Origin of the sequence: Halobaculum magnesiiphilum (assembly GCF_019823105.1) — an archaeon.
Classification (GTDB): Archaea; Halobacteriota; Halobacteria; order Halobacteriales; family Haloferacaceae; genus Halobaculum; species Halobaculum magnesiiphilum.
The window spans coordinates 372,790-399,252 of record NZ_CP081960.1 but is presented as its reverse complement, the minus strand read 5'-3'; the positions used below and the strand labels follow the sequence as shown (position 1 = coordinate 399,252).

28 protein-coding genes and 3 pseudogenes are annotated in these 26,463 nt (G+C 57.3%); 22 read left to right on the top strand and 9 right to left on the bottom strand.

The features are described from left to right. Positions 1-156: 156 nt before the first annotated feature. From K6T50_RS18340 to K6T50_RS18310, 7 genes are all read left to right on the top strand, one after another. The gene (locus tag K6T50_RS18340; protein WP_222609279.1) at positions 157-996 is read left to right on the top strand and encodes a hypothetical protein; all 840 of its coding nucleotides are present in this window, start codon (positions 157-159) and stop codon (positions 994-996) included. Positions 997-1,050: 54 nt separating this feature from the next. Then, a complete protein-coding gene (locus tag K6T50_RS18335) occupies positions 1,051-1,425 on the top strand; it encodes a hypothetical protein (protein ID WP_222609278.1) in 375 nt (124 codons plus the stop codon). A gap of 158 nt (positions 1,426-1,583) precedes the next feature. Next, entirely contained in the window at positions 1,584-2,669 is a 1,086-nt protein-coding gene (locus tag K6T50_RS18330) for a ribbon-helix-helix domain-containing protein (protein ID WP_222609277.1), read from the top strand. Beyond that, positions 2,666-4,528 (top strand): hypothetical protein, encoded by a 1,863-nt coding sequence (locus K6T50_RS18325; protein ID WP_222609276.1) that lies wholly within the window; start codon positions 2,666-2,668, stop codon positions 4,526-4,528. The genes K6T50_RS18330 and K6T50_RS18325 overlap by 4 nt, the downstream gene beginning before the upstream one ends. Continuing rightward, positions 4,528-5,538 (top strand): hypothetical protein, encoded by a 1,011-nt coding sequence (locus tag K6T50_RS18320; protein ID WP_222609583.1) that lies wholly within the window; start codon positions 4,528-4,530, stop codon positions 5,536-5,538. Before K6T50_RS18325 ends, K6T50_RS18320 begins: the two co-directional genes overlap by 1 nt. After that, positions 5,535-6,245, top strand: a complete 711-nt coding sequence (locus tag K6T50_RS18315; protein WP_225935469.1) for a DUF6339 family protein — start codon at positions 5,535-5,537, stop codon at positions 6,243-6,245. The genes K6T50_RS18320 and K6T50_RS18315 overlap by 4 nt, the downstream gene beginning before the upstream one ends. 87 nt (positions 6,246-6,332) lie before the next feature. After that, positions 6,333-6,860: a SprT-like domain-containing protein gene (locus K6T50_RS18310; protein ID WP_222609275.1), complete on the top strand. Its 528-nt coding sequence runs from the start codon at positions 6,333-6,335 to the stop codon at positions 6,858-6,860. Positions 6,861-6,873: 13 nt separating this feature from the next. Here K6T50_RS18310 and K6T50_RS18305 read toward each other — a convergent pair whose 3' ends face one another. Both K6T50_RS18305 and K6T50_RS18300 read right to left on the bottom strand, forming a co-directional pair. Then, positions 6,874-8,907: a BbrUII/HgiDII family restriction enzyme gene (locus K6T50_RS18305; RefSeq protein WP_222609274.1), complete on the bottom strand. Its 2,034-nt coding sequence runs from the start codon at positions 8,905-8,907 to the stop codon at positions 6,874-6,876. Beyond that, positions 8,804-9,952, bottom strand: coding sequence for a DNA cytosine methyltransferase (locus K6T50_RS18300; RefSeq protein WP_222609273.1), 1,149 nt, complete (start codon positions 9,950-9,952; stop codon positions 8,804-8,806). The genes K6T50_RS18305 and K6T50_RS18300 overlap by 104 nt, the downstream gene beginning before the upstream one ends. Before the next feature lie 154 nt (positions 9,953-10,106). Between K6T50_RS18300 and K6T50_RS19175 the strand changes: the two genes are divergently transcribed. Together K6T50_RS19175 and K6T50_RS18295 are read left to right on the top strand one after the other, a co-directional pair. Beyond that, a complete protein-coding gene (locus K6T50_RS19175; protein WP_275673116.1) occupies positions 10,107-10,238 on the top strand; it encodes a hypothetical protein in 132 nt (43 codons plus the stop codon). Next, positions 10,226-10,480, top strand: a complete 255-nt coding sequence (locus tag K6T50_RS18295; RefSeq protein WP_225935468.1) for a hypothetical protein — start codon at positions 10,226-10,228, stop codon at positions 10,478-10,480. The genes K6T50_RS19175 and K6T50_RS18295 overlap by 13 nt, the downstream gene beginning before the upstream one ends. Here the strand turns inward: K6T50_RS18295 and K6T50_RS18290 are convergent. Beyond that, positions 10,477-11,121, bottom strand: coding sequence for an HhH-GPD family protein (locus tag K6T50_RS18290; protein WP_222609272.1), 645 nt, complete (start codon positions 11,119-11,121; stop codon positions 10,477-10,479). The two genes, K6T50_RS18295 and K6T50_RS18290, sit on opposite strands and share 4 nt — an antisense overlap. A gap of 234 nt (positions 11,122-11,355) precedes the next feature. On the opposite strand from K6T50_RS18290, the pseudogene K6T50_RS18285 reads away from it, so the two are divergent. From K6T50_RS18285 to K6T50_RS18275, 3 genes and pseudogenes are all read left to right on the top strand, one after another. Beyond that, positions 11,356-12,383 (top strand): annotated as a pseudogene (locus K6T50_RS18285) (Cdc6/Cdc18 family protein). A gap of 85 nt (positions 12,384-12,468) precedes the next feature. Then, complete coding sequence (locus K6T50_RS18280; protein WP_222609271.1) at positions 12,469-13,545, top strand: nucleoid-associated protein; 1,077 nt, start codon at positions 12,469-12,471, stop codon at positions 13,543-13,545. 14 nt (positions 13,546-13,559) lie between these two features. Continuing rightward, the gene (locus tag K6T50_RS18275) at positions 13,560-15,302 is read left to right on the top strand and encodes a hypothetical protein (RefSeq protein ID WP_222609270.1); all 1,743 of its coding nucleotides are present in this window, start codon (positions 13,560-13,562) and stop codon (positions 15,300-15,302) included. A 94-nt stretch (positions 15,303-15,396) separates the two neighbouring features. On the opposite strand, the gene K6T50_RS18270 is transcribed toward K6T50_RS18275, so the two are convergent. Beyond that, a complete protein-coding gene (locus tag K6T50_RS18270) occupies positions 15,397-16,083 on the bottom strand; it encodes an SOS response-associated peptidase (protein WP_222609269.1) in 687 nt (228 codons plus the stop codon). Positions 16,084-16,384: 301 nt separating this feature from the next. On the opposite strand from K6T50_RS18270, the gene K6T50_RS18265 reads away from it, so the two are divergent. The 3 genes and pseudogenes from K6T50_RS18265 (at position 16,385) to K6T50_RS18255 (ending at position 19,839) form a co-directional block, all read left to right on the top strand. Beyond that, the gene (locus K6T50_RS18265; protein WP_222609268.1) at positions 16,385-18,298 is read left to right on the top strand and encodes a DUF262 domain-containing protein; all 1,914 of its coding nucleotides are present in this window, start codon (positions 16,385-16,387) and stop codon (positions 18,296-18,298) included. Positions 18,299-18,685: 387 nt separating this feature from the next. Beyond that, a pseudogene (locus tag K6T50_RS18260) lies at positions 18,686-19,519 on the top strand (hypothetical protein). Positions 19,520-19,521: 2 nt separating this feature from the next. Then, positions 19,522-19,839: a DUF8156 family protein gene (locus K6T50_RS18255; RefSeq protein WP_222609267.1), complete on the top strand. Its 318-nt coding sequence runs from the start codon at positions 19,522-19,524 to the stop codon at positions 19,837-19,839. 129 nt (positions 19,840-19,968) lie between these two features. On the opposite strand, the gene K6T50_RS19040 is transcribed toward K6T50_RS18255, so the two are convergent. Together K6T50_RS19040 and K6T50_RS18250 are read right to left on the bottom strand one after the other, a co-directional pair. After that, entirely contained in the window at positions 19,969-20,409 is a 441-nt protein-coding gene (locus tag K6T50_RS19040) for a toxin-antitoxin system TumE family protein (RefSeq protein ID WP_225935467.1), read from the bottom strand. Position 20,410: 1 nt separating this feature from the next. Then, positions 20,411-20,938, bottom strand: coding sequence for a DUF7342 family protein (locus K6T50_RS18250; protein WP_222609266.1), 528 nt, complete (start codon positions 20,936-20,938; stop codon positions 20,411-20,413). 137 nt (positions 20,939-21,075) lie between these two features. Between K6T50_RS18250 and K6T50_RS18245 the strand changes: the two are divergent. Continuing rightward, positions 21,076-21,434, top strand: a pseudogene (locus K6T50_RS18245) (type B DNA-directed DNA polymerase); the annotation flags it as partial. 291 nt (positions 21,435-21,725) lie between these two features. Here the strand turns inward: K6T50_RS18245 and K6T50_RS18240 are convergent. The 3 genes from K6T50_RS18240 to K6T50_RS19360 form a co-directional block, all read right to left on the bottom strand. Beyond that, positions 21,726-21,980: a hypothetical protein gene (locus K6T50_RS18240; RefSeq protein ID WP_222609265.1), complete on the bottom strand. Its 255-nt coding sequence runs from the start codon at positions 21,978-21,980 to the stop codon at positions 21,726-21,728. After that, a complete protein-coding gene (locus K6T50_RS19170) occupies positions 21,977-22,099 on the bottom strand; it encodes a hypothetical protein (protein ID WP_275673115.1) in 123 nt (40 codons plus the stop codon). Before K6T50_RS19170 ends, K6T50_RS18240 begins: the two co-directional genes overlap by 4 nt. A gap of 444 nt (positions 22,100-22,543) precedes the next feature. After that, positions 22,544-22,789: a helix-turn-helix domain-containing protein gene (locus tag K6T50_RS19360; RefSeq protein ID WP_225935466.1), complete on the bottom strand. Its 246-nt coding sequence runs from the start codon at positions 22,787-22,789 to the stop codon at positions 22,544-22,546. A 231-nt stretch (positions 22,790-23,020) separates the two neighbouring features. Between K6T50_RS19360 and K6T50_RS18230 the strand changes: the two genes are divergently transcribed. The 6 genes from K6T50_RS18230 (at position 23,021) to K6T50_RS18210 (ending at position 26,054) form a co-directional block, all read left to right on the top strand. Next, positions 23,021-23,323 carry a hypothetical protein gene (locus tag K6T50_RS18230; RefSeq protein ID WP_222609263.1) on the top strand — a complete coding sequence of 101 codons (303 nt, stop codon included), beginning with the start codon at positions 23,021-23,023 and terminating at the stop codon, positions 23,321-23,323. Next, positions 23,320-23,565 (top strand): DUF7563 family protein, encoded by a 246-nt coding sequence (locus K6T50_RS19035; protein WP_225935465.1) that lies wholly within the window; start codon positions 23,320-23,322, stop codon positions 23,563-23,565. Before K6T50_RS18230 ends, K6T50_RS19035 begins: the two co-directional genes overlap by 4 nt. After that, entirely contained in the window at positions 23,562-23,915 is a 354-nt protein-coding gene (locus K6T50_RS18225; RefSeq protein ID WP_225935464.1) for a PadR family transcriptional regulator, read from the top strand. The genes K6T50_RS19035 and K6T50_RS18225 overlap by 4 nt, the downstream gene beginning before the upstream one ends. Further along, positions 23,912-24,478 carry a hypothetical protein gene (locus tag K6T50_RS18220; RefSeq protein ID WP_222609262.1) on the top strand — a complete coding sequence of 189 codons (567 nt, stop codon included), beginning with the start codon at positions 23,912-23,914 and terminating at the stop codon, positions 24,476-24,478. The genes K6T50_RS18225 and K6T50_RS18220 overlap by 4 nt, the downstream gene beginning before the upstream one ends. Further along, on the top strand, positions 24,475-25,161 hold the full coding sequence (locus K6T50_RS18215) for a hypothetical protein (protein ID WP_222609261.1): 687 nt from the start codon (positions 24,475-24,477) through the stop codon (positions 25,159-25,161). Before K6T50_RS18220 ends, K6T50_RS18215 begins: the two co-directional genes overlap by 4 nt. Before the next feature lie 143 nt (positions 25,162-25,304). Next, the gene (locus tag K6T50_RS18210; RefSeq protein WP_222609260.1) at positions 25,305-26,054 is read left to right on the top strand and encodes a hypothetical protein; all 750 of its coding nucleotides are present in this window, start codon (positions 25,305-25,307) and stop codon (positions 26,052-26,054) included. Positions 26,055-26,463: the final 409 nt, after the last annotated feature.

The window sequence follows — 26,463 nt, the reverse complement described above, 5'->3', positions numbered from 1 at the left end:
TCCACATAACGACCTTTATTCCCTCAGACTAAGAATTGATGAGTGGTGAACGTCTCTTTCCCGTCGAACCTTCGACATACTCTTCTTAGCGACGGTAGACATATTCCACCCGTCCAGAAACAACCGAAGTCCACAGTATCTGTGCGAGGTGATTCCGTGACACCTGAATACGGAGAAGACAGGGAGGAACCGCTTATCCTCCACTGCTTCGCCGACTACGGCGTCGAAAGCGAAGCCTTGGCCTGCTACGGAAATGTCGTTCGTGTCGGTATCGACGCAATGGACACCAACGAGAGCATCCCGATCAAAGCAGATGCCTACGACGTCCCGATTGCTGACGACGTAACGTTCAACCTCGGCGTATTCCACCCGATCTGCAAACGATGGGCGGAACTGACGAGCCTCTCGGGCAACCCCGACGACCACCCAAATCAGATCCCGCAAGCCCGTGAAATCGCCCAGCAGTACTGTGACCACTACGTCATCGAGAACAAACCAAACGCGCCGTTGAAAGACCCAGTCTACCTTGACGGGAAGATGTTCGGCCTCCCAATCGACTATGAACGGGCGTTCGAGACATCGTTCCCCGTAACCCAGCCGCCACGACAAAAGCGGTTCAGCCACGGCGGTACCAAAGTAGAGACCTCACCGTATTTCTTCTCCGAGCGATCCCGCCGCTGGTGGGGTTCCGTGAAAGGATACCGCGAACGCCGATACCCCAAAGAGCACCTGGCGAAGAACTCCATCCCGGCGCCGTACATCCACCACATCTGCCGTGACTGGCTCAGAGTGTACGAGGCCGCGAACGGCGAAACAGTGGATCGACCGGACTACTCCAATTACGATGAACGGATGGAGAGCAGACGCCGTGCAGAGGACAACGAATCCATATACAAGTACGTGGACGGTGATCCGCAGATGGACCGTACGCTTGACTCGTTCGCGGACGGCGAGGCAGATTCCGAGAACAAGGAGGAATCCGAGGACGACGACTGACCGATGGCGTATTTTGGGCTGAACCAGCATAAGGATTCGCAGGGATATAGCGACGTGATAGGCGAGGTCTACAACTATCGGAGCAACGTCCCCGGGCACAGGAAACTGTCCGCAGACGACTGGTTCGTGTACTACTGGCCGGGTGAGTACGTCCTATTCGGGGCCGTCGTCATCGGCGACATAGAAACCAATGACCTCGCCGGCGGTCAGGACGGCGGGAATCTGACCGGCTATAATGCACACATCGACACGTACGTCGCGTTCGATCCGCCTGTGCAGGTACGAGAGATCAAGGACAAGATTTCGTTCTTACGGGACCGTGATGGACTTCGCGGCGTCCCGCAGAACAGTATTTACGAGATCAGCCGTGACGATTTCACCGCCATCCTCCGGGCCGCTGATGAGACTAGTCTTCTACAGAATCCATAGCCGGCAGCACAATCCCTCCAACTTTTCCCCTCTCTACATACTCCCACAAATCTCCCCTCGGACACCACATTCTTCAGGAGGAGTTTGTGCCAGAGTGGCCACGTACTCCCGATACGCTTATGAACCCCGGCTAAGAAGAGGGGTCCGAGGAAGTACGTGTGAAACTCGTGATCGACGTTCCAGACCCCCTCGTCAGCCAGATCAAGGACACTGTCGAGAACGGCGGATACGAAAACGCCCAGGAGTTTGTGAACACGGCGATTGAAAACCAGCTGGAACTGGAGGAGTACGGGGACGACGAGTTCAAGACACTTGACGAAGCCATCAAGGAGTTGGACGATTCGGAGCCCGAACCGGAGGAACCGGAGGAAAACGGAGACCCGGACGACCTCCTTACGGACGGTCTTGGCCGGCAAGAGTACGATGCTGTCTCAACCGTGCCACCTCCCGACCAGGACCGGTTAGCAGACGGGCCGCTATGGGGGCAGTACAACCGTGTGTTCCCTGCGAAGATCGTAGTCCGCCGCTTAGCGAACATGGTCCGGGAGCAGAACGAGAACAGTAGCCCGTCGGGGAACGGCCTACGATGGATCGAACTGGACCATTTCCAGGATGACGCGGCGCAGCTCGCTCGCAATTACGGGCTGACGATCAAAGAGTTCGACCAGAAGAAGTCGCGCGGCAGGGGTGAAAAGATCGCGTCAGGCCTGCCTACCGGCGATGACGCAGATAAGTCCAAGGACCGGTTCGAGACCCACTTCATCGGATACTCGGATCGGAATAACAAGCTCACCGGAGCACCGCCGAACCTGCTCTTTGTCGATATCAGCGACGAGGACGTGTCCCGGATCGGGATTACCGAGGCCGGACTCGAATTCGCCGAGCTGTACAACCCGTTGCTGGATGACGGGCCTGACGCTGACGAGTCACTGTCACCGGACGAGAGAGAGTTCTACATAGACCACACTCGGGACAACCTTCCTGCCGAATACGAGGCGATGGTGACGACGGCCGAGGCCATCAGCGAAGGAAATAACCGTCCTACCTCGCTCAGCGAACATGTCTCGGAACTGAACGAAGAATGGAGTCAGTCACAAGCGGATACGATGCGGTCCGGACTGGTTAGCAGAATGTACGAACTAGGGTTAATCAACCGCGAACGAGTCGGCCAGCGTGGTATCGCCTACAATCTTACTGAGACAGGAGAATCCCTGCTCAACGACACCGAGGTGACCTTCGAATGACGAACGGATGGGGGTTCTCCAGAGCCAACCGCCGCGGCGAATGGTCGGGTGGAGACCCAACGAAATACGCGTTGGACAAGGAGATAAGCATCTTCACCCGTGAGGTCCTGCAGAACGCGAACGACCAGGGACCCGAAGACGACGGTCCCGTTGAGGTCACCTTCCGGCTTACACCTCTCTCCGGCGACGACCTGAATCAGTTCAAGGAGGCCATCGACTGGGACACACTCCACGGCCACCTCGAAACGGTGGCTGATATGGACAAGGGCGGCGGATATCGGCGGTATTTGAACCGTATCGAGGAGGAAGACGACCTACTGCTGCTGACCGTGGAAGACCGGAACACTACCGGTCTCATCGGCTCAGACGACGACGAGAGTTCTAATTTCCGGGCGCTCGTCCGCGACGTCCTCTTCAGCAGCAAGCCGGACGACGGCACCTCGGGAGGCAGCTACGGCCTGGGTAAGGCTGTCCTCTGGGCGTTCTCCGGCGTCTCCACGGTCATATTCAACTCGCAACTGGCCGAGGATCCGGAAGAGTACGAGTCACCGCGGCTGATCGGCCGTACCCGGCTGCCCACTCACCGCTCCGAAGACGGAGATACCATCTATCAAGGCCCCGGATGGTTCGGCCACTTCGACTCCGACGACGACGAAATTCCCCGGTCCATCTGGAACGGCGAGGCCGAGGACCTGGCAGAGGCCCTCCACATCGATCGGCCCGACGCAAGTGGTACCAGCGCTACGGTCGTTGGATTCCGCGATCCGACCGCCGAGGAACAACCGAGCGTGGACGACCTCGCGGACGACATCATCGAAGCCTCGGTCAAGTACTTCTGGCCGGCCATCCACTTCGGCGATCTCGAGGTCTCTGTGGAAACCCCTGACGGTGTCCGCGAAGCCGACATCGACGAGGTCCCCGCAGTCCACCCGTTCGTCAAATGTGTCGACGAACGGTTCGATGCCGACGACGACCTGGACGACCCCGGTGACGTCGCAAAGAAGGAAGTCCCGGTGGAGATGCCGGACGAGTACGACGGCAGGCCCACTGAGGATGGCTCGGTATCCCTGAGTGTCCGATTGGCTGGCCCGGACGACGACGAGGAACTCGTGAACAAGGTCGCGTTCTTCCGCGGCGCTGGAATGGTCGTACGGTACTGGGACCGGGATCGGGTTGTACTCGGTGACCGGGACTTCTACGCTGCTCTCGTCTGCGGCCGTGCCCGTGCATGGGGTAATGGCGAACCTACCGAAGCCGACGAGGATATCGAGAAGTTCCTCAGGGCAGCGGAACCGCCGGAGCACGATAAGTGGACATCAACCGAGAACCTGAAAGACGGGTACATGCTCGGTGGGCCTACAACGGTGGACGGCCTGCACGACGACGTCACCGAAAGCCTCCGGAAACTGGTACAGCAGAGCAGAAGCCGCGGCAAGCTAGGACCGAAACGGCTCGCGAAACGGTTCCCCATCGGCCACGGCAGCAGTCGCCGCAGCGACTCACCGACAATGGGACGCGTCATCGACGGAGACACGACCGTCGGGTTCGACAACGATACCGACCGGTGGGAGTTCTCCGGCTACCTGGAGCCGACGGTTGACGACCACCGTAGCTGGTCGGCCACTGTCTCGCTTCGCCGGATGGCCGAGGACGGTCCGACCGAGGACTTCATCCCCGTGGTCTCGATCCAACCCGACGACCTGTCCGTCACACATGGCACCTCGGACGGAAAGGGCAGCCTGGAGGCCGACGAAACCGTTGACGGCATCCGGTTCGAGGGATACTCGGAAACCGATCCTCGCGAGGGCGAGACACGGCTCGAGGTTGAAGGCACGGTTCAGCTTGGAGGTGACGACTGATGTCGACGGAAGAGATAGAAACCCGGACCCAGCGACTTCGCACAACCGCCCTCCCGCACCCGTACCGCGAAACCGGGTTGGAGTTCACGGTAACGGACTGCACGCTGGACAACGACCGCGAGGTCGATATCCGGTCGAGCAGCCGCTTGATCCAACTTACCAGCCTGACCGAGTGGGACCAAGCGACGGTCAAGGGAACCATCGACGTCTCCGAGGACCTCGTCAACTACGTTTTCCCGGACGACGAGCAGGATGACCCGCCCGGCAACCTGTTCGTCGCTATCCGATGCCAGCAGACCATCCTCCGCGACCGTGAGGTCGTCAAAGAGGACTCTGTCCCACCCGACGAGTACCCCTTCGAGTTCGATCTGAACCGCGCGATGATCCGTGGAGGCGTCGAACTCCAGCCATATCTCGTCCGGGCAGACGACCGGAGTGAGGTCGACGGCCGGTACGCTACCGACATTGGTGCTCGTCTCGCCAGCGGCGACGAGTGGGTGCTGGAGATCGACGACACCGACCTGCCGGATGGCCTGCTACGGCCGCACATCGAGAACTTCAGCGAGATGAACGAATTGCCGTCCGGCGACCACCTGCACTACCTCGATATGAGCGACGCCGAACGACCCACGCTCTACCTGAACGGCGACCACAGCGCCATCATCAACGTGATGGAGAGCAGAGGGTCGACAGGGCCAGACGCCCGGATGCGAGACGCGATCTACGACCTAGTAGAGGCCTCGGTATGGCCGCAGCTGATCATCCGGACAGCGACCGACATCAACCAGGACGGCGAAACCCGGTACGACTGGCAGGACGACGTCCTCGACCTGTACCACGACAAACTGTACGACGGCGCCGACGTAGAGGAGGCGGCGATGAACCTGCGAGAGGACGTGAACGACGAGGATCAGCTGGTGACGCTGATGCAGCACATCGACGACGCCGTCCAACAGAAGACCGAACCACCAGAACAACTGATCAACCTTCTCGAGGAGGGATTGAAATGACGCAACTCAAACGCCTCGACCAGTCCGGCCACGTCCACATCAGCGAGGAATTCCTGCGCGGAGACGAGGACCTGACGGTCGACGACCTTTCACCGTACATCGAACCCGTCAACGCAACCGGCGATCTGGAAGAACTCCGCCGAGTGCTTGATTACGTGATGAACAACTTCGACGAGCACGACCCGATGATCGACAGCGCTGCCGGTCCTAACGTCCACCAACTCGTCGACATCACCCGTCGGCAAGCAGGCGATCCCGGCGTTTGGCACTACCTGACCGTCGTCGAGTTCCCCGATTTCGTCCGGTACCGGTGGCCGTACACCACCGAGACAGCGATGCGTGAAAAGTTCCTCAAGGCCGGGACGGACATCTACTCCAACGCACTGCACCGGCTATGGTGGATATCCGAACTCACCTACGATATGGACGGTGACGGGGAACGGGACTACTCGCTTACGGAGGACGTCCTCGCCAATCAGACCCTGGCCAACAAGATCTTCGACCGGTGGTTCGCCCGGCACAAGCCTGCGGCCGTCGCGTGCGCTGAGGTGCTGCTGGAGGCGGAGGCCAGTTCGACCGTCATCGAACAGACAACGCTCCGGTTCCGCGAAACTCTGAGCAAGGTCCAGCTCGAAGGGATGTCCGAAGACGAGATCCGCACCCTCATCGAAGACATCCTGTCGGAAGTCGAGGACGATCTGAGCTAGAATGCGTCCATTCCCCGGTGAAAACCGACTAGAAAGGGGATTATAATGAGTATAACAAAATCTGTCGTACTGGACGATTCCGACAACTTGAGCCGTACCGAACTGGCGGAAACAGCCGAACGCTACGCCTGTGAAGTCCAGGAAACGTATCAGAACAGTCCGATTGCCGACGTTGAGCTGGCCCGGGTGGACTGGAAGGTCTCACCCCAGCTTTGCCGTGCAGGCGCGTACTGCGAAACGCTACTGGATGACCCGCCGGAGCACACCATCGTCCTCTCCTATCCCGGTTACCGGTCCTGGGGATGGGACCGGGTGAAAGGCATCATCCGCCACGAACTCGTCCATGTCGTCATCAACGAAGAGTACGAGGACGGCGTGACCGCGCACGGTCCCGAGTTCCAGGACGTCGCCGAATCGGTGGACGCACCGATCCGTGGTGAAGACCCCGTCCCGTATCGATACCAGCTGTATTGCAGCTATTGTGGCGCGATGATCGACGGGCTGTACAAGGCATCTGACCGGACGCAGAATCCCGAGGAGTACCAGTCACCGTGCTGCGAGAGCTCGCTCACGGTCGAAACCAATTCCGACTGGCCCGGATACGCCACCGAGTGAAACTCGGGATTTTTCAGTCGTTCAGCGTATCCCCTGCATCGATTTCGTCAAGCAGCCGGGACACACGGCCGGCCTCCGGCCGGTTCTGAATGTACTCCTCGTAGGCCTCGCGGGACGATTTGAGCAAGTTCTCGTACAGCTGAACCCGAGCGTTGTCCACGTCCAGCGATTTGTTCGGGTGACGGACCGGTTCCTCGGTTTCCTCGTCTACCGGCTGGGTACCGACGACGAACACGACCTCCACCGGTTCGTCCGCCCGGCCGCTCCTGCTGAGCAGTGAACTGATCGTATCCCGGTACTGTTCGGCGTGCTCCTCGAGCTCGGACTGGGTAGGCTTGTAGTCTGGCCGCTTGAGGTCGATAATGACGTGCTTCCCGGCGGTGCGGATGTGTTTCAAATCCAGCCGGCCGGCTGCCTCGTCCTCTTCTTCGGTGAAGTCGATCCGAACCCAGTCCTCCATCAGATCGGTGCCCGCGGTACGTTCCCACGACGGATCCAATAGCCACGGATGCTCGCCGATATGTTCCTGCAGCACTGTCTCCAGGGTGTTGTCCTCCAGTTTCTGCTGCAGTTTCTCGATCACGCGAAGACGCTGAGTTACGGTCTGGTGGAATCGGGTGGATTCGATATCCTCCAGGTCTTCCAAGATACGGGCCACCTTCCCGGCGTCCTCGGTCGAGGCGGAGTCCAGTTGCTCCAGGTTCTGCTTGTACTTCAGGTTCTCAAACGCGAGGACGCCGTACTTGAACAGTTCCTTCCGATCGTTCTCGTCGTTGACCGCCATCTGGTTGATCTTCCCGAACAGCTTCTTTGCCTGCTCCCGGTTATCCGGTGACAGGCTTTCGTACCACATATCGATTACACCGATCTGCCTCGCTTCTTCCGAACCCTGCTCATTACGGAGGTGCCCCCACCGGTTCGCGATGTGGTTGAGTTCGCCGCGGATGAATTCGAGCAGTTCCTGGTACCGGGGATCGTCCTTGACCATGTCCTCCCGGTTCGAGGTAGCGATGTCCTCCTCGTCGTCGTAGTCCAGGAAGTCGGCGTGGATCTCGCCCACGAGGTACTTCGTGACCATCCGGCTATCGTTGAAATCCTCCATCAGATCGGCCTTCGCCATCTTCCCGCGGACCATCAACGAGATTTTGTTCAGGTCATCCGTCTCCGAGCCAGTGCCGGGGATATCCTCAACGAGGTCACGCGGCTTCTCAACCGTCCCGATCCAACCCTCCACCTCGTACCCACTCTCGGTGGTTGAGGACCGGTGTTCGTGTTCCTCAAGCTTCGCGTCGCGACAGTAGTCGACGTACCTGTCATCACCGAATGTCCAGAGAAATTGGATTTTGTGGAAGTAGTCGCGGTCGGTGATATCGATAGGTTCGCCATTCACCCGGACGGTGAAATCGTACTCCGACCCGAGAATACTGAACCGTCGGGCCAGACGCTTCCGCAGGGCGCTTTCTGCTGTGTGAACCCGTTTCTTCAGGTTCTTGAGAACGATTTTGGTCCCTTGATTGTGGTCGTCGGGGAAGTCATCGATCTGGGTCGGCACGTAGCTCTGAGGCTGCATCGCATCGTTCCCCGGTTCTTCTTCCCCGATGGCCTCCTTGATCTCGTCGACAATCATCCGGAAGGCGTGCTGCTCCCCGTCCTTCGTCGTGTACACCTCTACGGTCTCGGCGATGGAGAACAGGGAGAGCTTCCCGATGCCCTTCCGTCCCATAACCGGCCGGTTGTGCTCCGGTGTTCGGTTCGGCCGGTCCTCGTCCTCCCGCCGCCGGTATCCGACGCGGAGATACCGATTGTTCACGTCGTACAGGTCCATGCCGTGGCCGTCGTCAACGATCTCGATGCGTTCCTCCTCGGGATAGATCGAGACGTCAACGTTCTCGGCGTCGGCGTCCCATGCGTTCGCAACAGCCTCTGAGAGAACGGCGGGTACGTTACTGTAGAGGTTCAGCCCCAGATGATTCAGTACGTTGAGGCTGAGCGACATCTCGTACGGCGTTTCCTCCTCGGTCTTGGGTTTCGATTCTGTCTGTGACATTGATATTGTTGAGGTGTTGATTTATGCTTTCACCGACCACTTCGGCAATCCGAACGGGTACTGCGTTGCCGACGAACCGCCCGATCTGCTTGAATGATATCTCGTCTGTTTCTTCCTCGACGAAGGAATAGTCTTTGGGAAACGTCTGCAGCATTGCTCCCTCGCGGAGGGAGATCGCGCGGTCCTGCTCCGGGTGGCCGAAACGGCCGCTACCGTAGCCGTAGAACTGCGTGGTGATGGTGGGTGCGGTGCCTTTCCATTCCATGCGGCCGTACACGCTGTCGTACGAACTGCCGCTGTCTTTCTTGTGGCAGTCCAGAATCAGTTCCTCATCCCAGTCCCGCCATGTCCCGCCGGGCGTAGATTGCCGGATTCGTTCCAGGTTGATTTCGGATAAGGTCTGCGTCCGGTGCAGCGGATCTTCGTCATCGGCCTCGCCTGCTTCTATCGGATTCAGCTTGCCGTTCCCGATCGTCTCCTCAACGGTGACGTGGCCGTTGTACCCGGTATGCGTCGGATCAATCAGGCTGATGTCGCTGTGCTTGGAGGCAAGCACCAGGAGCCGCCGCCGGGATTGGGGGACGCCGTATTTCTCGCAGTCCACCTTGTTGATGGAGATGTCGTATCCGGCTTTGAACAGGGTGTCTATGAAGTCGGAGTACACCCGGTGATTGCGGATCTCCTGCACGTTCTCCATTGCCACGATGTCCGGTTCGATATCCTGTACCAGGCGACCGAATTCCGTGAGTAACGCCCAGTCATCCATCTCCGAGCTATCCACGCCATTGTTGTAGTTCGAAAACGGCTGGCAGGGCGCGCAGCCTGCGAGGATTTTGAAGCTGCCGTCCGGGAACAGGTCGGCAACATCCTCGCTGGACATCTCGGAGACGTCAGCCTCTACGAACTTTGCATCGTTGTTTTCCTCGTAGGGATACCGGCAGTCGGGGTCGACGTCAATTCCGGCAGCAACAGGGATTCCAGCCCTCTCAAACCCGTGAGTCAACCCTCCGACGCCGCAGAACAAATCAACGCCGGCAATATCCATGTGGCAAACGTGAACTAGATTTATAATAAAACGTTTGGTGACGCTGTCTGACGCCCGTCTTGCATCAATCCGGTAATCACAGCGGCCCGTACCCGTGGAATAGACCCTGGGCTGCGAACATTCATGTTACCGGCAAAGCAAGACGGAAGTAACGATGTACAACGACGAATGGGAGCCGGTTATGACCGCCGATTCGATGGAGGAGAAGGTCCGGGAGTTCGATCGGCTGGCGCAGAAACGGGCAGACGAACAGAGAAGGATATCGACGACGTCGTGCACAACCTGACCCACAATTCGTACCTGTTGAAGCACACGACCAGCGACGTCCTTAACGAACTGCAGGAGTTGGACGACGCCTACCCAGACGCGTTCTACAAGGGAGCAGCCAACGAGCACCTGATGGAGTATGCGGAGCAGGACGTGAATTTCGAGTTCTGGTACGACTACCTGTACATGTTCCTCGCTGCCGGTCTGGAGTGGGCTGTGCTTGAGGAGGTCAAGGAACCAGCGGCGAACGTGGATTCCTAACCGGTCTTGTTCGCCTGGTAGTAGTGGCAGGAATCGGTGAAGAAGCACTTGTCGCAGTCTGGGACCTTCGGATGGCAGACCATGGCGGCGAAGTCCAAAATCGCGAGATTGAACCTGCGAGCATCCTCCGCTGGGAGGACGGCGGCAGCGAATGACCATGTATCCTCATCACGGTAGTCGAAATCTTTGTCGAAGATTCGGTTGTAAACTCGGACCACGTTCGCGTCGACAATCGGTTGAGGCTCGTCATATGCGAAGCACAGAGTTGCGTTCGCTGCGTACCGGCCGACGTATGGAAGCTCCAATAGGTCCTGGAACTCGCTGGGTACACCGGAGTCTCGAAGTTCTTGGCCAATCTTGATCAGGGCGTCACTCCGCTGGTTCTGGAATCCGAGCGAATAGATGATGTCCCCCAGACGCTCCCGGTCCGCCTCCGCGAGATCGTTTAGTGAGGGATAGGTTGCGAGAAGTTCGATATAGATGGGTGCCACCTTCTCAGCAGCTGTCTTCTGGAGAAGGATCTCTGCGACCAGGACCTCGTACGGGTCGGTCGTGTCCCGCCAAGGGAATGACCGCAGGTTGTCCTCCGCCCAGTTAAGCAGGTCTGTGCGGAAGTGTTCGACCCTTTGCCGGTGCTTCACTGCTGGTTTGTTGGTGGCTGGAGTAAATGAAAGGTTCTCTATCAGGTGCCTCGGAACGTCAAATACCGCATTCGAACCTTCAGATGTGTTTCCGGAAGTAGGTGATTTCCGAGAACAAGAATCAACTGACAGCGTCCGGTCGAAAAACAGCTCTCAGTAGCCATATAACATCTTCCTGGAAACGACCCGGTCACGCTTTTATGACTTGCCCGAAAATCAGTCTTTCAGAAACAGATGATCCGCGATGCTCGCGTTCTCCGGGCCGGGTTCGTCCCTCGGGAAGTTGAGCATCGCGACGCCGAAGTCAACCACCTCTCTAGCGTCCTCGAGCCCATCACGAAGGAGAACCAGCCGACACAGCTATCGTCACCGGACCCAGCGGGACGGGGAAGACGTGCATCTCGAAATTCGTCACGGAACGACTTCGGGAAGAAGTCCTCGACGTCGAGGCCATCTACGTCAACTGCTGGCGCAACTACACCCGGTTCCGTACGCTCTACCAGATCCTCGACGACCTCGGCGCGACCATTGACATCCACCGGCAGTCGACACCACACGATGAACTCGTCGACCGCCTCCAGCAACACGACGGCCCGCGAACGGTCATCATCCTTGACGAGGTCGATCAGCTCGAGGACCCCAGCGTCATCTACGACCTCCACAGCCTCCCTCAGTTCGCGATCATCTGCATCGCGAACAAGGAAGAGGAGCTGTTCAGCCGTGTCGACGACCGCCTCGTGAGCCGCCTGCGCTCCAGCGAACACGTCCGGATGGACAAGTACCACGACGAGCAGCTGTACGACATTCTGAGTGCGCGGGCGAAGTGGGGGCTCGACGAGGACGCCATCACCGACGACCAGCTCTACCGGGTCGCTGACGCGGCCGCCGCCAACGCCCGCATTGCAATCGGCATTCTCCGAACGGCCGCTGGCAAGGCCGACCGTGAGAACCACGAGCGCATCACCGACGACATTCTCCTTGACGCCGCCGAGGATGCTCGGGCCCAAATCAAGCAGAAAAGCCTCGATTCACTCACGCCGCACCAGCGGGTCGTCTACGACATCGTGCGCGAGCACGGCCCGCTCGGCCCGAGCGAGATTCGCGAGCGCTATACGGAGGAGGTCAGTGATCCGCGTACCAAGCGAACCGTTCGTGCGTATCTGTCGAAGATGACTCAATACAATCTCCTCGAAGCAAACGGATCCAGCCGGGATCGGGAATACACAGCCATCGACAACCCGTCTCCCACGCTCGCTGAGTAGCTGGCTAGAGGGAACAACACAAGGAATAAATGTACTGTAGTCCAGATGAAGAGTATCCGAAAACAAATCAACAGGAGGTCCACATATGGTCATTAATATCAACGCAGTCGCTTTCTCGCCTGTATCAAACGAGATTGAATCTGGAGACGAAGATGATTGGGTGGTGAGTACTCGGACAGTCGACATTGATGACCGAGTTATGGGAATCTTCGTCGGTTATGTAACTCGTGTGATCAACAAAGAGGACAATGGCAAAGTAACGGTTGGGCATTTTTCTAACGGTACTGCTGGAGATAGCGATGCGGGAGACCAAACTCAGGAACGTTTAGATAGAATTCTGGATCTGGATTTGGATGACGAGGATAGCTCTGATTATACTGAGTTCGAGGATTTATCCGAATCTCTGAAGAACAGACTAATCACTCACATGGACGGTCGTACATCCAGAGGGTATCTGTTTACAATCCAGGCCGTGAACGATGGTGAGCCGTTTGTTGGCATTCTCAAGCTGGATGTCGTGGATAGTGAGGAACGACCGATACTGGATCGAGACACCAGGCAGTTAGAATATGAGGAGATTGAGAACGCATTTCCTCCTACAGATGACCTTCAGAAAGGCTGTACATACCCTATATTTGATCCCCTCAACGACGACAATGTGTTCAATTTAGATGGAGACGTGAAGTTCCTTCAGGAAGACTCTGATTCTGAATACTTCGAGGAATTTATGGGCTGCGTAACGAGCAGCGGGAGTCGGGAGCAAAGTCAGACCATCCTGAACGGACTATCTGGAATCAAGCAGGAACAAGACGGTACTGTGCTCGGTCCTGATGAGGTACAGGATGCCAGAACCACCATCCAAGGCACGGATGGCGTAGCGGACGGTGGTACTGTCCACGAAGCAGCGGAACAAGCACTTGGCGAAGACTACGACGAGGATGAAGTGGATGAAATGCTCTACGAGGAAGGTGAGACCGAAGTTCAGATTGATCCAAACAATACCACGAAGTACGTCGTGTACGATATCGACGGAATAAAAATCAAGGCAAAGATGTCTGATGCGGATGGAGACAAAATAGATATACAGCGACCTGAACACGAAGACGGAGAGTACGTCGTTACCATCCGTGGGGACGAACTCGACCAAGACTTCCAAGGATAGAGTCGTGGGATTCAATGCTCGAATTAGATTTAGCTATCTCGACGTTCTTGGAAGAGTGGGACGAATTTTCGACAGAACAGAATAGCAGATATTCTATAGATTCGACTCAAATTGAAGAAGACCAGATACCTGAGCTAATTGAGGATGTTGAGACACTGTCAGAGTCGTTCAATCCTGGTTCTTTCGAGATAGACGTTGATGCTGGAGAAGATCGATACGATGTGGACTGGGATCCGAATCTTGGCGTTATCCAGTCAGATCCCATTTCTGGTGACGGATATGATATCAGCGACTTGTACGACGATGACGAGGCAACTGAGAATGCCATTCGAAGTCTGTCAAATGACCGTCTTCGCAGTGTAAGCGATCTAATAGATACATTAGAGGTTCTGATTCCTCGGGAAGATATAGAACTCAGTGTTGACTTTGGAATCGAAAAGCAAGGAATCGTGCGGGAGCTGGAGGAGGAGTATAACTTCGAAGACCTGAGCCTGCAGTTCTACTTCTCATTCGATTTTTTCGAGAGACGTATCTCGAACGTGTCTTTTGAGAACTTCAGAGAAAAATATCTTGATGACGGAGATAGGCTGGCTTTCGTGATTCATGAGTTCGACTCAATGATGAGCAGTGACGACTTTGCTGTTACAGGATCGGGTTCGGTAGACCAGCTATCGGAGTGGGTAACGAGTCGTCGAAGTACTTGGGAGGATATCGTTACTTCTGTCGCAACACAATCACTCATCGAGAACGTGTCGTCGGTGTATCTTCCACCCTCCTTCTTCAAATTCGGCTCGGATCCTGCCACGAGTGAGGAAGAACGGGTTGTAGCTCTATTCGAAAGCCATGCTATCTTGTTCTCGATCCTCTCCATCACCAGTAGTGCCCAGCAGGATGATGGTATGTGGGAGCTTCAGATTAGCGGGAAGCAATTAATTCAGGGTCGTATCCAAGCCTCTTCAGATGAGATTCTGGTTCGTGATGCTGACCAATCAGAGACAACGTTCCAGATAGAAGACTTGGATATTGAGGACTTTCACTCCCTATTCGAATGGACGTATATCAAAGGAAACGAGCCAGAGACACGGCTACCGATAGTCAGAAACGTCACCACTCTGTTCGCTCAGGATCTGTCGAACGTGATTGGGAATATGAGCGAGATTCATGGCTCTATTAAATCGAATTACAAGTACTACGTTGAGCAGACCACGGACGACTTCTTTGAGTTTCGTCAAGAGTTGATCGACAGTGCTTTCGAGACCAACAGTAGATTCTCTGACCTCCGCTCTCAGTTGATCAACAGCTTGTCGAGAGACATCTTCAGGACTATCGCATTCATACTCGTAATCGGAGCAACAGTATATTACAGGCTTCCAGAGTCGGTCGATTCGAATACCGTCTTCACGATTCTCCTCTCGTTAATATTCATATACGGCTTGGTGGTCCTTCGGAGAATAAGGGGAATTCACCACCAGTTGGATATGCTGGTTGAGGATAGAAGCTCCGCAGTGAACTTCTATGGCAAGTTCTTCAACGAGAACGAGAAAGAAGAATACCAGCTGAAGGCTGACGTGGACGATATTCGATTTCAGTGGTTCTTCGACTGCATAGAGTGGACTCGTGGTAAGTTCGAGTTCGAATATACTATCGCATACGACCTGTTCGTTTACTACCTACTGGTAGGGGTGATACTGGTTGGAACTGTATTGGGGTTAGTCGACATTCACGTAGGCGACCTCGCAGGTTGGTTCCCACCGTAGCAGAATTCTTCCTTGCACGAGTCGGAATCGAGAGTACTCGCTCGTAGATTCGGCAGCGGCGTCGCCTATGCAGTGACCGTGATGCCGCCACCGATCAGGAACTGAACTCTCCGAGCCCCGATTGCTCGTGGTCCAGCGGCTCGATGACCTGGGGATCGTCGTTGCCGGGGTTGTTAACTCGCGTCGAGATCTCGTAAGCGTCTAGATCGTCCTTCGGATACGGCTGACACAGTTCCTTGCGGGTGTCCGGATCTGCGGCGAGCCAGTCGGATTCGGCGTCCCTCGGGATGACGACCGGCATCCGGTCGTGGATTGAGTTCATCAGGTCGTTCGGCTCCGTCGTGAGAATCGTGACGCACGAGATCGCCTCGTCCTCGCCCGCCCTGACGTCCCAGAGCCCGGCCATCGCGAACGCGGGGTCGTCCTCGCGGTGAATCCGGTAGGGATGTTTCGAGCCGCCGTTCGGCGATTTCCACTCGTAGAATCCCGACGAGAGGGCCAAACAGGGACGGGATTCCCACGCCTCTTGGAAGACGCGTTTCTCGGCGGCGGTCTCGGAGCGGGCGTTGATGATGCCCTCCTCGGGCTCATCCGCCCAGAACGGAATCAGCCCCCAGTGGGAGGCGTCGATCTCATCTGGAGCCTCGTTCGTGACGATGTGGAGGTTGTCGCCAGGCCCGATATTGTATCGGGGTGTGTACCCGCCGTCCGCGACGACCTCGGCATCGAAGCGGGCCTCGAGGTCTGCTTGGTCGATGAAGAGCGAGTTCCGGCCACACATACCAGAGAGTTCGGAGGGAGGCATCTTCAACGTGGTCGCACAGGAACTTCGTGGAACCAACGTACTTAACCAACATACGCTCCCTCATCCATAGAGTGTTGGTTAACGGAGGCAGTACTAGACAAGTCTGATTCTGGAAACTTCACAGAACCGGACGCACGATCCCAAAATTCGGCGACTAACTCACCCACACCGTAACTCAGCAGCTCAGCCAGGCCTTCGAGTTGATCCGGGGGAGAATACACCCGGAATTCGATGGGCGACGACAGAGTATAAATACTCATCTTCCGTTCTGGTGACCATGTCCAGACAGGTCTCGGATTATTTGTCTGAAATAAACGACCATATCTTTCTTCCCGGCCTCCAGCGGGAGTTTGTCTGGAATCCCAGGCAGATTGAAGAACTGTTCGATTCCTTGATTCGAGACTATCCAATCGGAGCCATAACTGAATGGAGAGTTCGAGCGGCCAATATCAGCGACTACAACTCGTATAATTTCCTGCGGATGTACGTTGCCGATGACTATCGGCCACCGGATCCTGTTTTGGCGGAATACGACCTCTACAATCAAGAGGTTGAAGACAAAGAACCGGAGATTCTGATTATAGACGGCCAGCAGCGCTTGAACTCGCTCTATATCGGTGTCGAGGGGGGAATTATAGTATATAATGGCGGACGGGGGAAGCCCAGTGATCAGCTCCAGTACTGGGAAGGCCAGCGGCTGTGTGTTGACCTATTCGGTCACCCAGAGTACGATCGCGACGATACAGCAGGCGACTACGGATTTGAATTCAAATCGACAGGGAAGTTTGGAGGAACGGACGAGACCGGCTATACCATGACCGGCGACACGCGACACCTGTGGATGCCGGTCGGGGAGTTATGGAACGGAGGCAACGACGGGGGCTCCGGGAACTCCACGGTACTTGAGGGAAGAGCACTTAGCGAAGTCGTCGATGAATACGTGGACACCGCCGAATTGAGGGCGGACAACGAAACCCGCTACCAGCTGCGCAGTATTTCGATGGCCGTCGCGAGAGACATTACGAGCAACGTTCTACAGGACGATCTCGAAACTGACAATACGAATAAGGATAGATCCGAAATCCCCGAGATATTCACAAGGCTGAACATGGAAGGCTCTGATCCGAAGCCCTACCAGCTCCTCCTCTCAAAGCTAATGAGTTATTGGCCGTACGCAGAAGAGGAGGACGAGCGGATCAATCCTAGGGAGGTCATCCAAGATTGGATTGACGAATTTAAACAGAAGTTCCCTGAGTATGAGCAAGAAATTGACCGGAAGCTGTTCCTCCGATATACAGCATACTTAGTCGGAACGGACCTCCTCCGCAGCAATCTTAGCAGTATCGACGAAGAAAGGATGGACGAGATGCGCGAGCGATGGCTGTATAATGAGCCCGTTGTCGCCGGACGGCGATTCGAGTGGTTTCGGACATCGCTCGAGAAGGCTTTCCAGACAGTAATCGAGAGCGGGATTCGGAGCTCGGTTATGAACACGATGCCCATCTTCGCGCTACTTGGCGTGTTCTATTACCAGAATCCGGATGCTGAGGTCTCCGACGCGAACCGCGAGAGTGTTTTCCAGTTCGTCGCAAGAGCCCTCTTGCTGAACAAGTACTACCAGGTTCTGACCTACGGCAAGTGCCGCAACTGGATGCGATACCTTCGCGAGTGGGAACCAGAACCCAACGAACCCATCGTTTTCCCAGGCGAGGAGCTATTTGAATCGGAGAACATCAGCCCATCTGCTGAAGATATCCGTCGAGTCATAGCCAACGCTCGTTACGAGAGCAGCCCAGGAGAGCCTGTATTCACCGACACAGATGTCACGGCAGTACTCGGCCTCATTGAGGAATCATATACACAATCGACGCCCACCAGTATTGGCGACTACTCGGTTGACCACATCTACCCGAAAAGCAGGGCAGAATCCGTATCTGAATCTATTGGCGAGACTGTTGATCTTAATCGAATCGGGAATCTACAGCTGTTGCCACACGAGATGAACGAAGAGATCAAAAGCGACCAGTGGCCCCACGACTGGTTGGACGACCTCGGCAACGCCGAGGCTGAGCGTATCCAACGTGTCAATCAGTATCCCGATATCGAGCCGACCCCGGAGAACGCACAGGCGTTTATTCAGGCTCGCGAAGAACAGATTACCGATTACTTGATAGACAAATACGTGAAGTAAAGAGAGAACTGCAAGTCGCAGTTTCCTTAGAGTTCTCACAGAAATCAAACTGAGACACCGGCCTACTGAGCTCCTTACGTATTAACCAACAGACAGAGGGCACATGCATCCAATTGTTGGTTAACGGAGGAGGCACCTCATATCGGAATTGTTCTCGGAAGTGTTCATCCTAACACGAAAAAACACGCAAACAGCGACACCACTCGTTGTATTCTGATCGATTCCCTGAAACGCGGAAGCGACACGCCGCGGCTTATCGGGAATGTGGACCTCTAGTCGAGTATGGGAGAACACTCAACGTCGAACCGATTGGCGGTGGACCAGCCGACACGGGGAGCCGACCGCAATCGGTCCCTCGCTGACCAGGCCGATCCGGCTACGGACGAGATGCTGCTGCAGTCACTCGGCGACGGCATCACGCTGCTCGACGTCGAGGGAGGCCGCGGCGTCCCGATCCTGCAGTCGCTCGTGCTCGACCACCTCCTCCTGCACGACGGGCCCGCCTTCTGGGTCGACGCAAACGGCCACGCGACGACGACGTCACTCCCCCAGGCCCAGTCAACGGTTACTCAACCGAATTCACGTCGCCCGCGGATTCACCGCCTACCAGCACTACGGCGCCGTCTGTGATCTCCCGACGGCAGTGAACAAGTCGATCCAGATGTCCACCACCGACGCCGGGGCGGCCGGTCGTGGGGCAACAAGTCGTGACGAGGACACGTCGCCCCACACACCCGCCCTCATCGTCGCGCCGGCCGTCGACGCCCAGTACCGCACCGACGATACCCTCGGCGAAACCCACGCGAGAACCCTTCAGGCTCGAACTCTCGCCCGGTTGGCGACCTACGCCGAGGGGTATGACATCCCCGTACTCGTACGCGAAACGAACGAAACGAATTCACCGAGTCAGTTGCGACGGTCGCCGACCACCACCTGGAGTGCGAGCAGACGCGGATGGGCCCACGGGTCGTCGGTGAGGACTTCGAGACGCTCATCTATCCCGTCGACGACGGCGCGTACTACCAGACGACGTTCGCGTACTGGCGGCAGCTGCTCGCGGCACGCGCCACGCAGGTCGGCGTGGAACAGACGACGCCGGCGCCGTCGACGCCGACTCCGGAGGGCGTCGGGACGGGCGTCACAGCTGACGGTGAGACGGTGTCGGCTACCGCGGATCCCTTGCTCGAAGCGTGGACGGGGAGCGGTACAGGAGGCCGATAGCGATGGGGCGTACGAACCCAACCTACCGTGATGCACTGCGGGCCATCGAGGAGCGCTGGGCAGAGTTCCGGCGGGCACTGCGGCGTCACGATCAGCCGCTGTTCGACCGGTTGTTCGAGTACGCCCGCGAGCACGCCGACGCAAGCGGGCTGTTGAACCACCAGAACCCGCTGCTGCCGGCGCTACTCAGCATCGATCTCGAACAGGAGGTCCGCCTCGACGACCACGAGGAACGCCTCCAGGAACTGGAACAGACGATCGAGCAGGGAAATTCGGACTCAGTGAGTGAGTCCACTACGGAGAGTAGATCGCGTGAGTAACGCTGATGCCTTCTAGAATCCGTGCCGGGGATCGCTAGAGAGCTGTCCACTCAAATAACTACCGTGCATTACCCAACATCAGGATACATCGCGTAGGGCGTTGGGTAATCCGTTTGCTGTTAGTGGAGCTCACCATAGCGACTCAATGCGCTGCTCAATCGCCTCGAACGCTGTCGAATAGACATCGAGTGGGTGGAGCGAATGGAGGTCAAGATCTGAGATTTCAGCCCCCGTAGGTGGTTCGTGAAAGTGGAGACGGTCGTTGTGTGCGTTTGGATGTCGATCCCAGCGACATTCCCAGAGACTGTCGTCGTTTCGGTTTTCGAAATAATGGATTGAGAAATCACCAGTCGTGAACCACCGGACATCAACACGGGCAGCGGCCACCACATCAGGGTACCGTCCAGCGTCGAGCAGTGCCCGCAGCAACCGTGGTTCGTGCGAGTCTGGTTCGAACCGTGTCTCAGCAACGAGAGGATCCGACATCAACTGTCGCTCAAGAAGGCGGAGGGTCTGTCGATCAGGCGGGCCAGTCGAGCCAGCCGCCGAATTCTCGGGAGGCGGACTCATCTTACGCAGGGATCAGGTGGCCATCGTTCTGTGAGAGTTGACGGGCAAGCTCGTACAGTCGGAGATCTCGAATCACTCCCTGCCACTCACTCACTGCGTCCATTCGGTCGTGGATTGTTTCGTGATCCCCATCATCGAACACAGAAACGGTAGCCGGATCGGTGGTCCCAAACTGTGACTCGTAGTCCGCGCGTCGCTCTTCGAGCGCTTCGACGCGGTCGATGATCTCCTCGATAGAGAGGTCAGCGGCGATCTGACTCGCCTCTTGCCATTCGAGATAGCCGTCGTTTCGTTCGTATGTTGCTGGGCGACCCTCGTGATCGGCGCGAGCAATGCCCATCTCCGTGAGGCGATCAAGGTGCTTTTTCGCCGCGTTCGGAGAGCAATCTGCGAGCTCAGCGACCTCTGTGTATGCTGTCGGTGAGCTGAGCCCGAGCACCACGTCGTAGACGCGACCAAATGTGTCCGTTCCCTCCTGCCATCGTGGCTGCTCACGCGCTGAGTCAGGAGTTGGATCAAACTCGCTCATACTGGTACGTACGGACCAACAATCAATATATCTTTGTGTTACTCATATATCTGTGAGTCGCGATAGATGGACGCTTCCCTGAAATTCGGAAGCGACACGCCACTGGATATCTAACAGACAGCCTAGTCCCGTATAAAATGCCGTTCAGCATCGACTTTATAGACGACGGTCGTGTCCTGGAGTGGGAGGCAACCGCCAACGACGCCGTCGCGACCGAGATGGTTACGCAACGCCCCACTTTCGACGGGACGAGGAGGCTGTTCTCGCGGTCGACGTCGCCCACATCGGCCGCGTCACCCCACTTGCCCGGCAAGCGCGCCAGCTGTCGGACTATCCAGTCGGGGATCTCGCCTGTTTCAACTTCGACTTCTGGCGAGAGTTCCGGTATTGTCTGGAGACCGGCATCGATCCGACGCCGGCGAGCGAGCTGTCGACGCTCCGGCTCAGCGTCCCGGTGACCGAAACGAGCAACGACGTCTATGAAGATATCGTAATATTGCTGTTGACGGCTGCGACAGTAGCAATCGGTCTGATTGAATTGTTCTGGTCAGGGTGAAATTGGAATGTGCGTTCCAACCTATCCGGAGATTCTTTAGAATATAAAACCATTCCAGAAGACGTTTGTCCGAATCTGGAACCAGGCAGCCAACTGAGGCACGCTAACAGGTGCCTCCCACCTTCCGGAATTGTCCGGAACTCTCCGCACCGGATACATCCTGGTTACACTCCCACCACCAGGTGTGCCACCACCGGTACCGAACTCCCCACTCAAAAAAGCGCGACCGACTCAGATCGTCGCAGTCACGATCATGTTCGCCGGCCCTTGCGGACTCGTATCCACCACGATCGCGTCGCCAGCTGCCAACGTCCGCAGCACCTCGGTCGGGATCGATGCGCAATCTAACGTCGCCTCAACGACCCAGACTTCGCGAGCGCCGACACCAGGAGCGAACACGTCGACGGCGACGACCGACTGATTCAACGCGAGCGTGTCGGCGAGTCGATCGGCCTGCCGGCGCTGCTCAACGCGGCAGGTACTCATCGGTCTGCAAGAACTGCGTGCTCGGTCTCGCACCGCGAGCAGATCCGGGCATCGCCCTCCCCGCGGAGCATCGAGGAGCCGCAGCCCGAGCAGGTGACGCCGTAGACGCGAGCACTCACGCTGACCACCTCGCTGGCGTTGGGATGTGGTTGTCGTCGATACCGTTTTCACCGCTGAAAGTCGTATCTGACATCGGTTAGTTCTCTCCTGAGAACAACCATCGCCCGCGTGTTGCAGCACGCGGGTACCTACGCCGTCAAGGCACCAATCTGGGATGGAAGTTCTCGTTGCGAAGTTGTTTCGGGACACCCATAAGTTCTTTGTCCCGGAACAACCAATTGAGCATGTATGAGTACCGTAGAAACAACTAGTTCGGACAATACCAGCGTAGAAGAATTGTTTCGGAGACTCGACTGTCCAGTGATGACTACCTCAGATCTCATGGACGAATTCGAGATCTCTCAGCAAGCGAGCTACAAGCGACTGAACCGCCTATACCAGCAAGGCGTAGTGAAGAAACGGAAAGTAGGTGCCAACGCAGTCGTTTGGTGGTTTGTAGACGATTAGTTTCCGAGAGGAGGCAATTCACTTCGACCCGTATCAGTGATCCACCATACTCGGGCGCTCGCACCGACCTTTCTGCTTCGTACGAATCCATTCTCTTCCAGCGAGGAAAGCCGGTTGTAGGCTCCCTGCTGGGACATATCCAGAGCCTCCGCAAGTTCACTCGACGTAACTACAGGGTCTGGGGCCGAAGCTATCATTCGAAGCACTTCTTGATCGGGAACGTCAGGCTTCGGACCCGGCATTTGCTACTGATTCCTCACACGTTTGCAAAAAGAAGGGTGAATTTGTAGCCCTGTTCCGGAACTAGAATAGTGCCGGAACAACTATAAGTAGAGGCTATCTTGAAATCCACATGCGACGCTCCGCGGGTTACACATCGCCCACAGTTTGTGGCGATCCGGTGCTAGGTCCACCGAACCGCCGCGTGGGGTCGCAACCTGACAGGAGCCGTAAACTCGGCTCCCTTCAGCGACATGAGCACAACACGCCCCACCCGGCTTCAACGTGCCGGACACGACGACGACTCGCCTGCACACTACCTCATCGGCGCGCGCCGCGCCGCCCGAGCCCACCACCCCGACCCGAACGCCCCGGACACGCCGATCTGCCGCGCCGAGCTCCAGCACACCAACACCGATTGGACACCCGTCGATCTCACTGCGTACGACGGCCCCATCTGTCAGTGGTGCACACCCGACCCCCACACGTACGACAGCCTCTACATCCAGCTTCGCCACGCCAGCCCTGACGCACTGAACACGGAGGCGGTCCAATGAATCGCCTCACCACCCACCGCCCCGAGTGCCGCTACTGCGGTGGCCACGTCTCCGAACAGTTCGCGCGCGTCTTCGGCGATGAAGTCGATCGCGTCCACCGCTGTCAGGCCTGCGACTCGATGTCTCGCCTCTCACGAGGCAGCGCCGCCGGCAAGCACGTCCCCTCTCGAATCGACCCCGAAGACGGTCAAGGCCGTCATCACAGTACCCGTACTCCCGCCACTGGAGGTATCGTATCGTGAGCGCCCACGCCACCATACCGATCCCAGATGGCGGCACCATCACCCACCCCACGTGGACGGAACTCACCGCCTTTGAGGGCAATGTCCTCTACGTAATCGCCCGACTCGAACGCGACGGCTCACTTACGTATGGCCTCGCCATCCGCGATGTCCTCGAAAGCTACTACACCAAGCCGATCAACCACGGTCGACTCTACCCGACGCTCGACGATCTCGCTGAGCAGGGTCTCATCACGAAGACGAGCGTCGACGATCGCACGAACGAATACGAACTCACTGACACGGGCTACGAGCTTCTCCGCCGTCGCCGCGACGAACTCACTGCCGTGCTCACGGAGGAGGACGAATGAACAACCCACACGACGATGACACCGAGGACATCGCCTGGACCGATCTCACCGCAATCGAGCGCACGACGCTGTATCTCATCGCCCGGCTCGAACGCGACCGGCGCGAAATTACCGAGGAATCGTTCACGCGAGGGATCAGACACGTCATTCCCGAGACAGACCCTGACCTCGATCCCTACAATGAGGCGCTCAAGGACCTCACCGAGAAGGGACTGCTCGCCAACTTCGATGGGAAGTACGTCGTCAGCGATGCTGGCCAACACCTTCTCCAAATCGAGTACGCTCGCATCGGGAGTGTCCTCGATCCAGCGATTCACGACGTCGGTGAGTCGTTCCCGAGTTGCCCCAATTGCGGGGATCCAGTCACGTCACTGTCGGTTGCCGGCCCAGGCTGCGTCCGGGCAGGCCCGTGTGGCTGTCAACTCCCTGGGCCACTCGATGCGGATCCACTGACTGATCGCCTCGGGAAAGCGCTCCAACTAACCGCAGACGCCGACGCCAGGTATCACATCCGCCAAGCGATGCAACTCGCGTTCGCACGCAGCCACCGCTACACCGAATGACCACGCCCACTGCACCCTATGCGATCGTTCCACTCACCGTCGAGGATCTGTGTGAGGGGTACATCCTCACGTGGGATGGGCGTAACGACCCAGTCACCGTCGTCGAATGTCATGAGAGTATGGCGATCGTCGAGACGCCAACCTGCGACCGCATCCGACTCACCAACAGCCCTGATGGCCTCATGCCCCCCGACGAAGACACTCCACTCGAATCGATGACGATCATCGGAACCCGCCGCTGGCAAGAGGCAGATGAGCTCTGGGAGTACCTCACAGACACCTACGAGTTCCCAACTGAGTTCTCCGCTGTCTCCTGTGCGGCCGACCTCGACATGACCGTCGAGGAGATGAACCATCGCATCAGTGATATGCTCGCTGAACCCCGGTCGTCACTGCTTCTAGTCCGCGAAACCTATGATCGCTGGACCGCGTATCAGGTCGGCTTTGGAATGCCTTCCACCCAGGACCTTGTGACCGTCCTCGAGTCCCAGACGCCGGTCGACAATGCAGACGCCAAGGACGACACGATCGTCTGCACGCTCCCTGCAGACACGACTGCGGTTCCGAAGGCCCTCGTCGACATTGCGTATGATGCTCGATGGGCGATTGCGCGCTTCGACCCCGGAGACGGTGAGGGCCCAGCGGAGTGCATACTGACGCCACAGCGGGGTGACCCAGAGTAGGCGCGCCACACCACCGCGTCCGCCGTTCCGCCCGCACATAAACGCCATACACCGACACCATGAGTGACAACGCTGATCAGATCGACGCCGACGCACAGCCGACGACTGAGGACCTCGCCGAACTTGTCCGCGAGCAACGGGACGTGATCGCCGAGCAACGCGACACAATCGACAAGCAGCAACAGCTTCTCGATGAACTCACTGACCGCGTCGACGATCTCGAAGACCGCGTGACCGACACAGCGGAGCTCGACGAGCGGGTCAGTAGTCTCGAACGGACGGTCGACATCAAACACGACCGCCACCTCTCATGGTTGGACGAACTAATCGTCGGCGACGAGAGTGGCTACCTCACCGATGAGCAAGAGGCGTTCCTCGACGACCATGGCTCGCTCATCGAGTGTCTCCACGCACAGTCCACCAGTGAGGAGACCACGACACCCGATGAGTCCCAGCGTCACGAGACGACCCGCCTCCGTCGGATCGTTGAGTCCGTCGCCGATACGGTCGGTATCGACACTGACGATGCACTTGGCGGTGCAGATGAAGACCGCCTGACGCGCCTACTCAAGTACGGGCCAAGCGACATCACCGATCGCGTGTACGCAGTCCACCATCGCTGTCGTGACCTTCTCAGTCATCTCGGCAAGTGGGGCACGAGTGCAAACGACGCCTATGGCCGGCGTATCACGATCACAGCAGCGACGGTGAAGGAGAAACTCGGGTTGAAACGTGACGAGCAACTCACCTCGACGGAGGTGCGACGCGTGTTCGAGAAGGTCGCCTCCCTCGCGAGTGATTCGCCGCGGAAAGTCGTGGCCGATACGGGTGGAAAGGGACGCAATCGACTCGTCGTGTATCTGACTGACGAGGAGGCCCGCAGCGCTGGCTGACACCTGGTGGAAGCCCCACACGTAGTCTCCTCTGTCAGCTTGGCCCGCTGACGCGGATATAGTCGGCCACACTACTGACTCAACACACCCGCCGGTGCGGTTACTCGCCCTCGTCGCCCCACTATCGTGGGACGACTACTTGTGGGTGTACTTCGCGAGCGACGGATCGCGGCGACGATCGAAGCAGGTGGTCACGAAATGTGGCCCACACCAGCTGTCAGGGGTAGCACTACTGGTTTTTCCCCTTCTTAGATCAACCGACCTTCCTCTCAGTTATCTACGTCAACGAACGTTAACGGCAAGTTCTCTGAGTGGTGCATAGCTCATTCCCAGGTAATCGCATTCCACGGCAGAGCATACTGTATTTGTCTCTCTTTCGATAAGAAAGTCCTAACTTCAGTCACTTTTA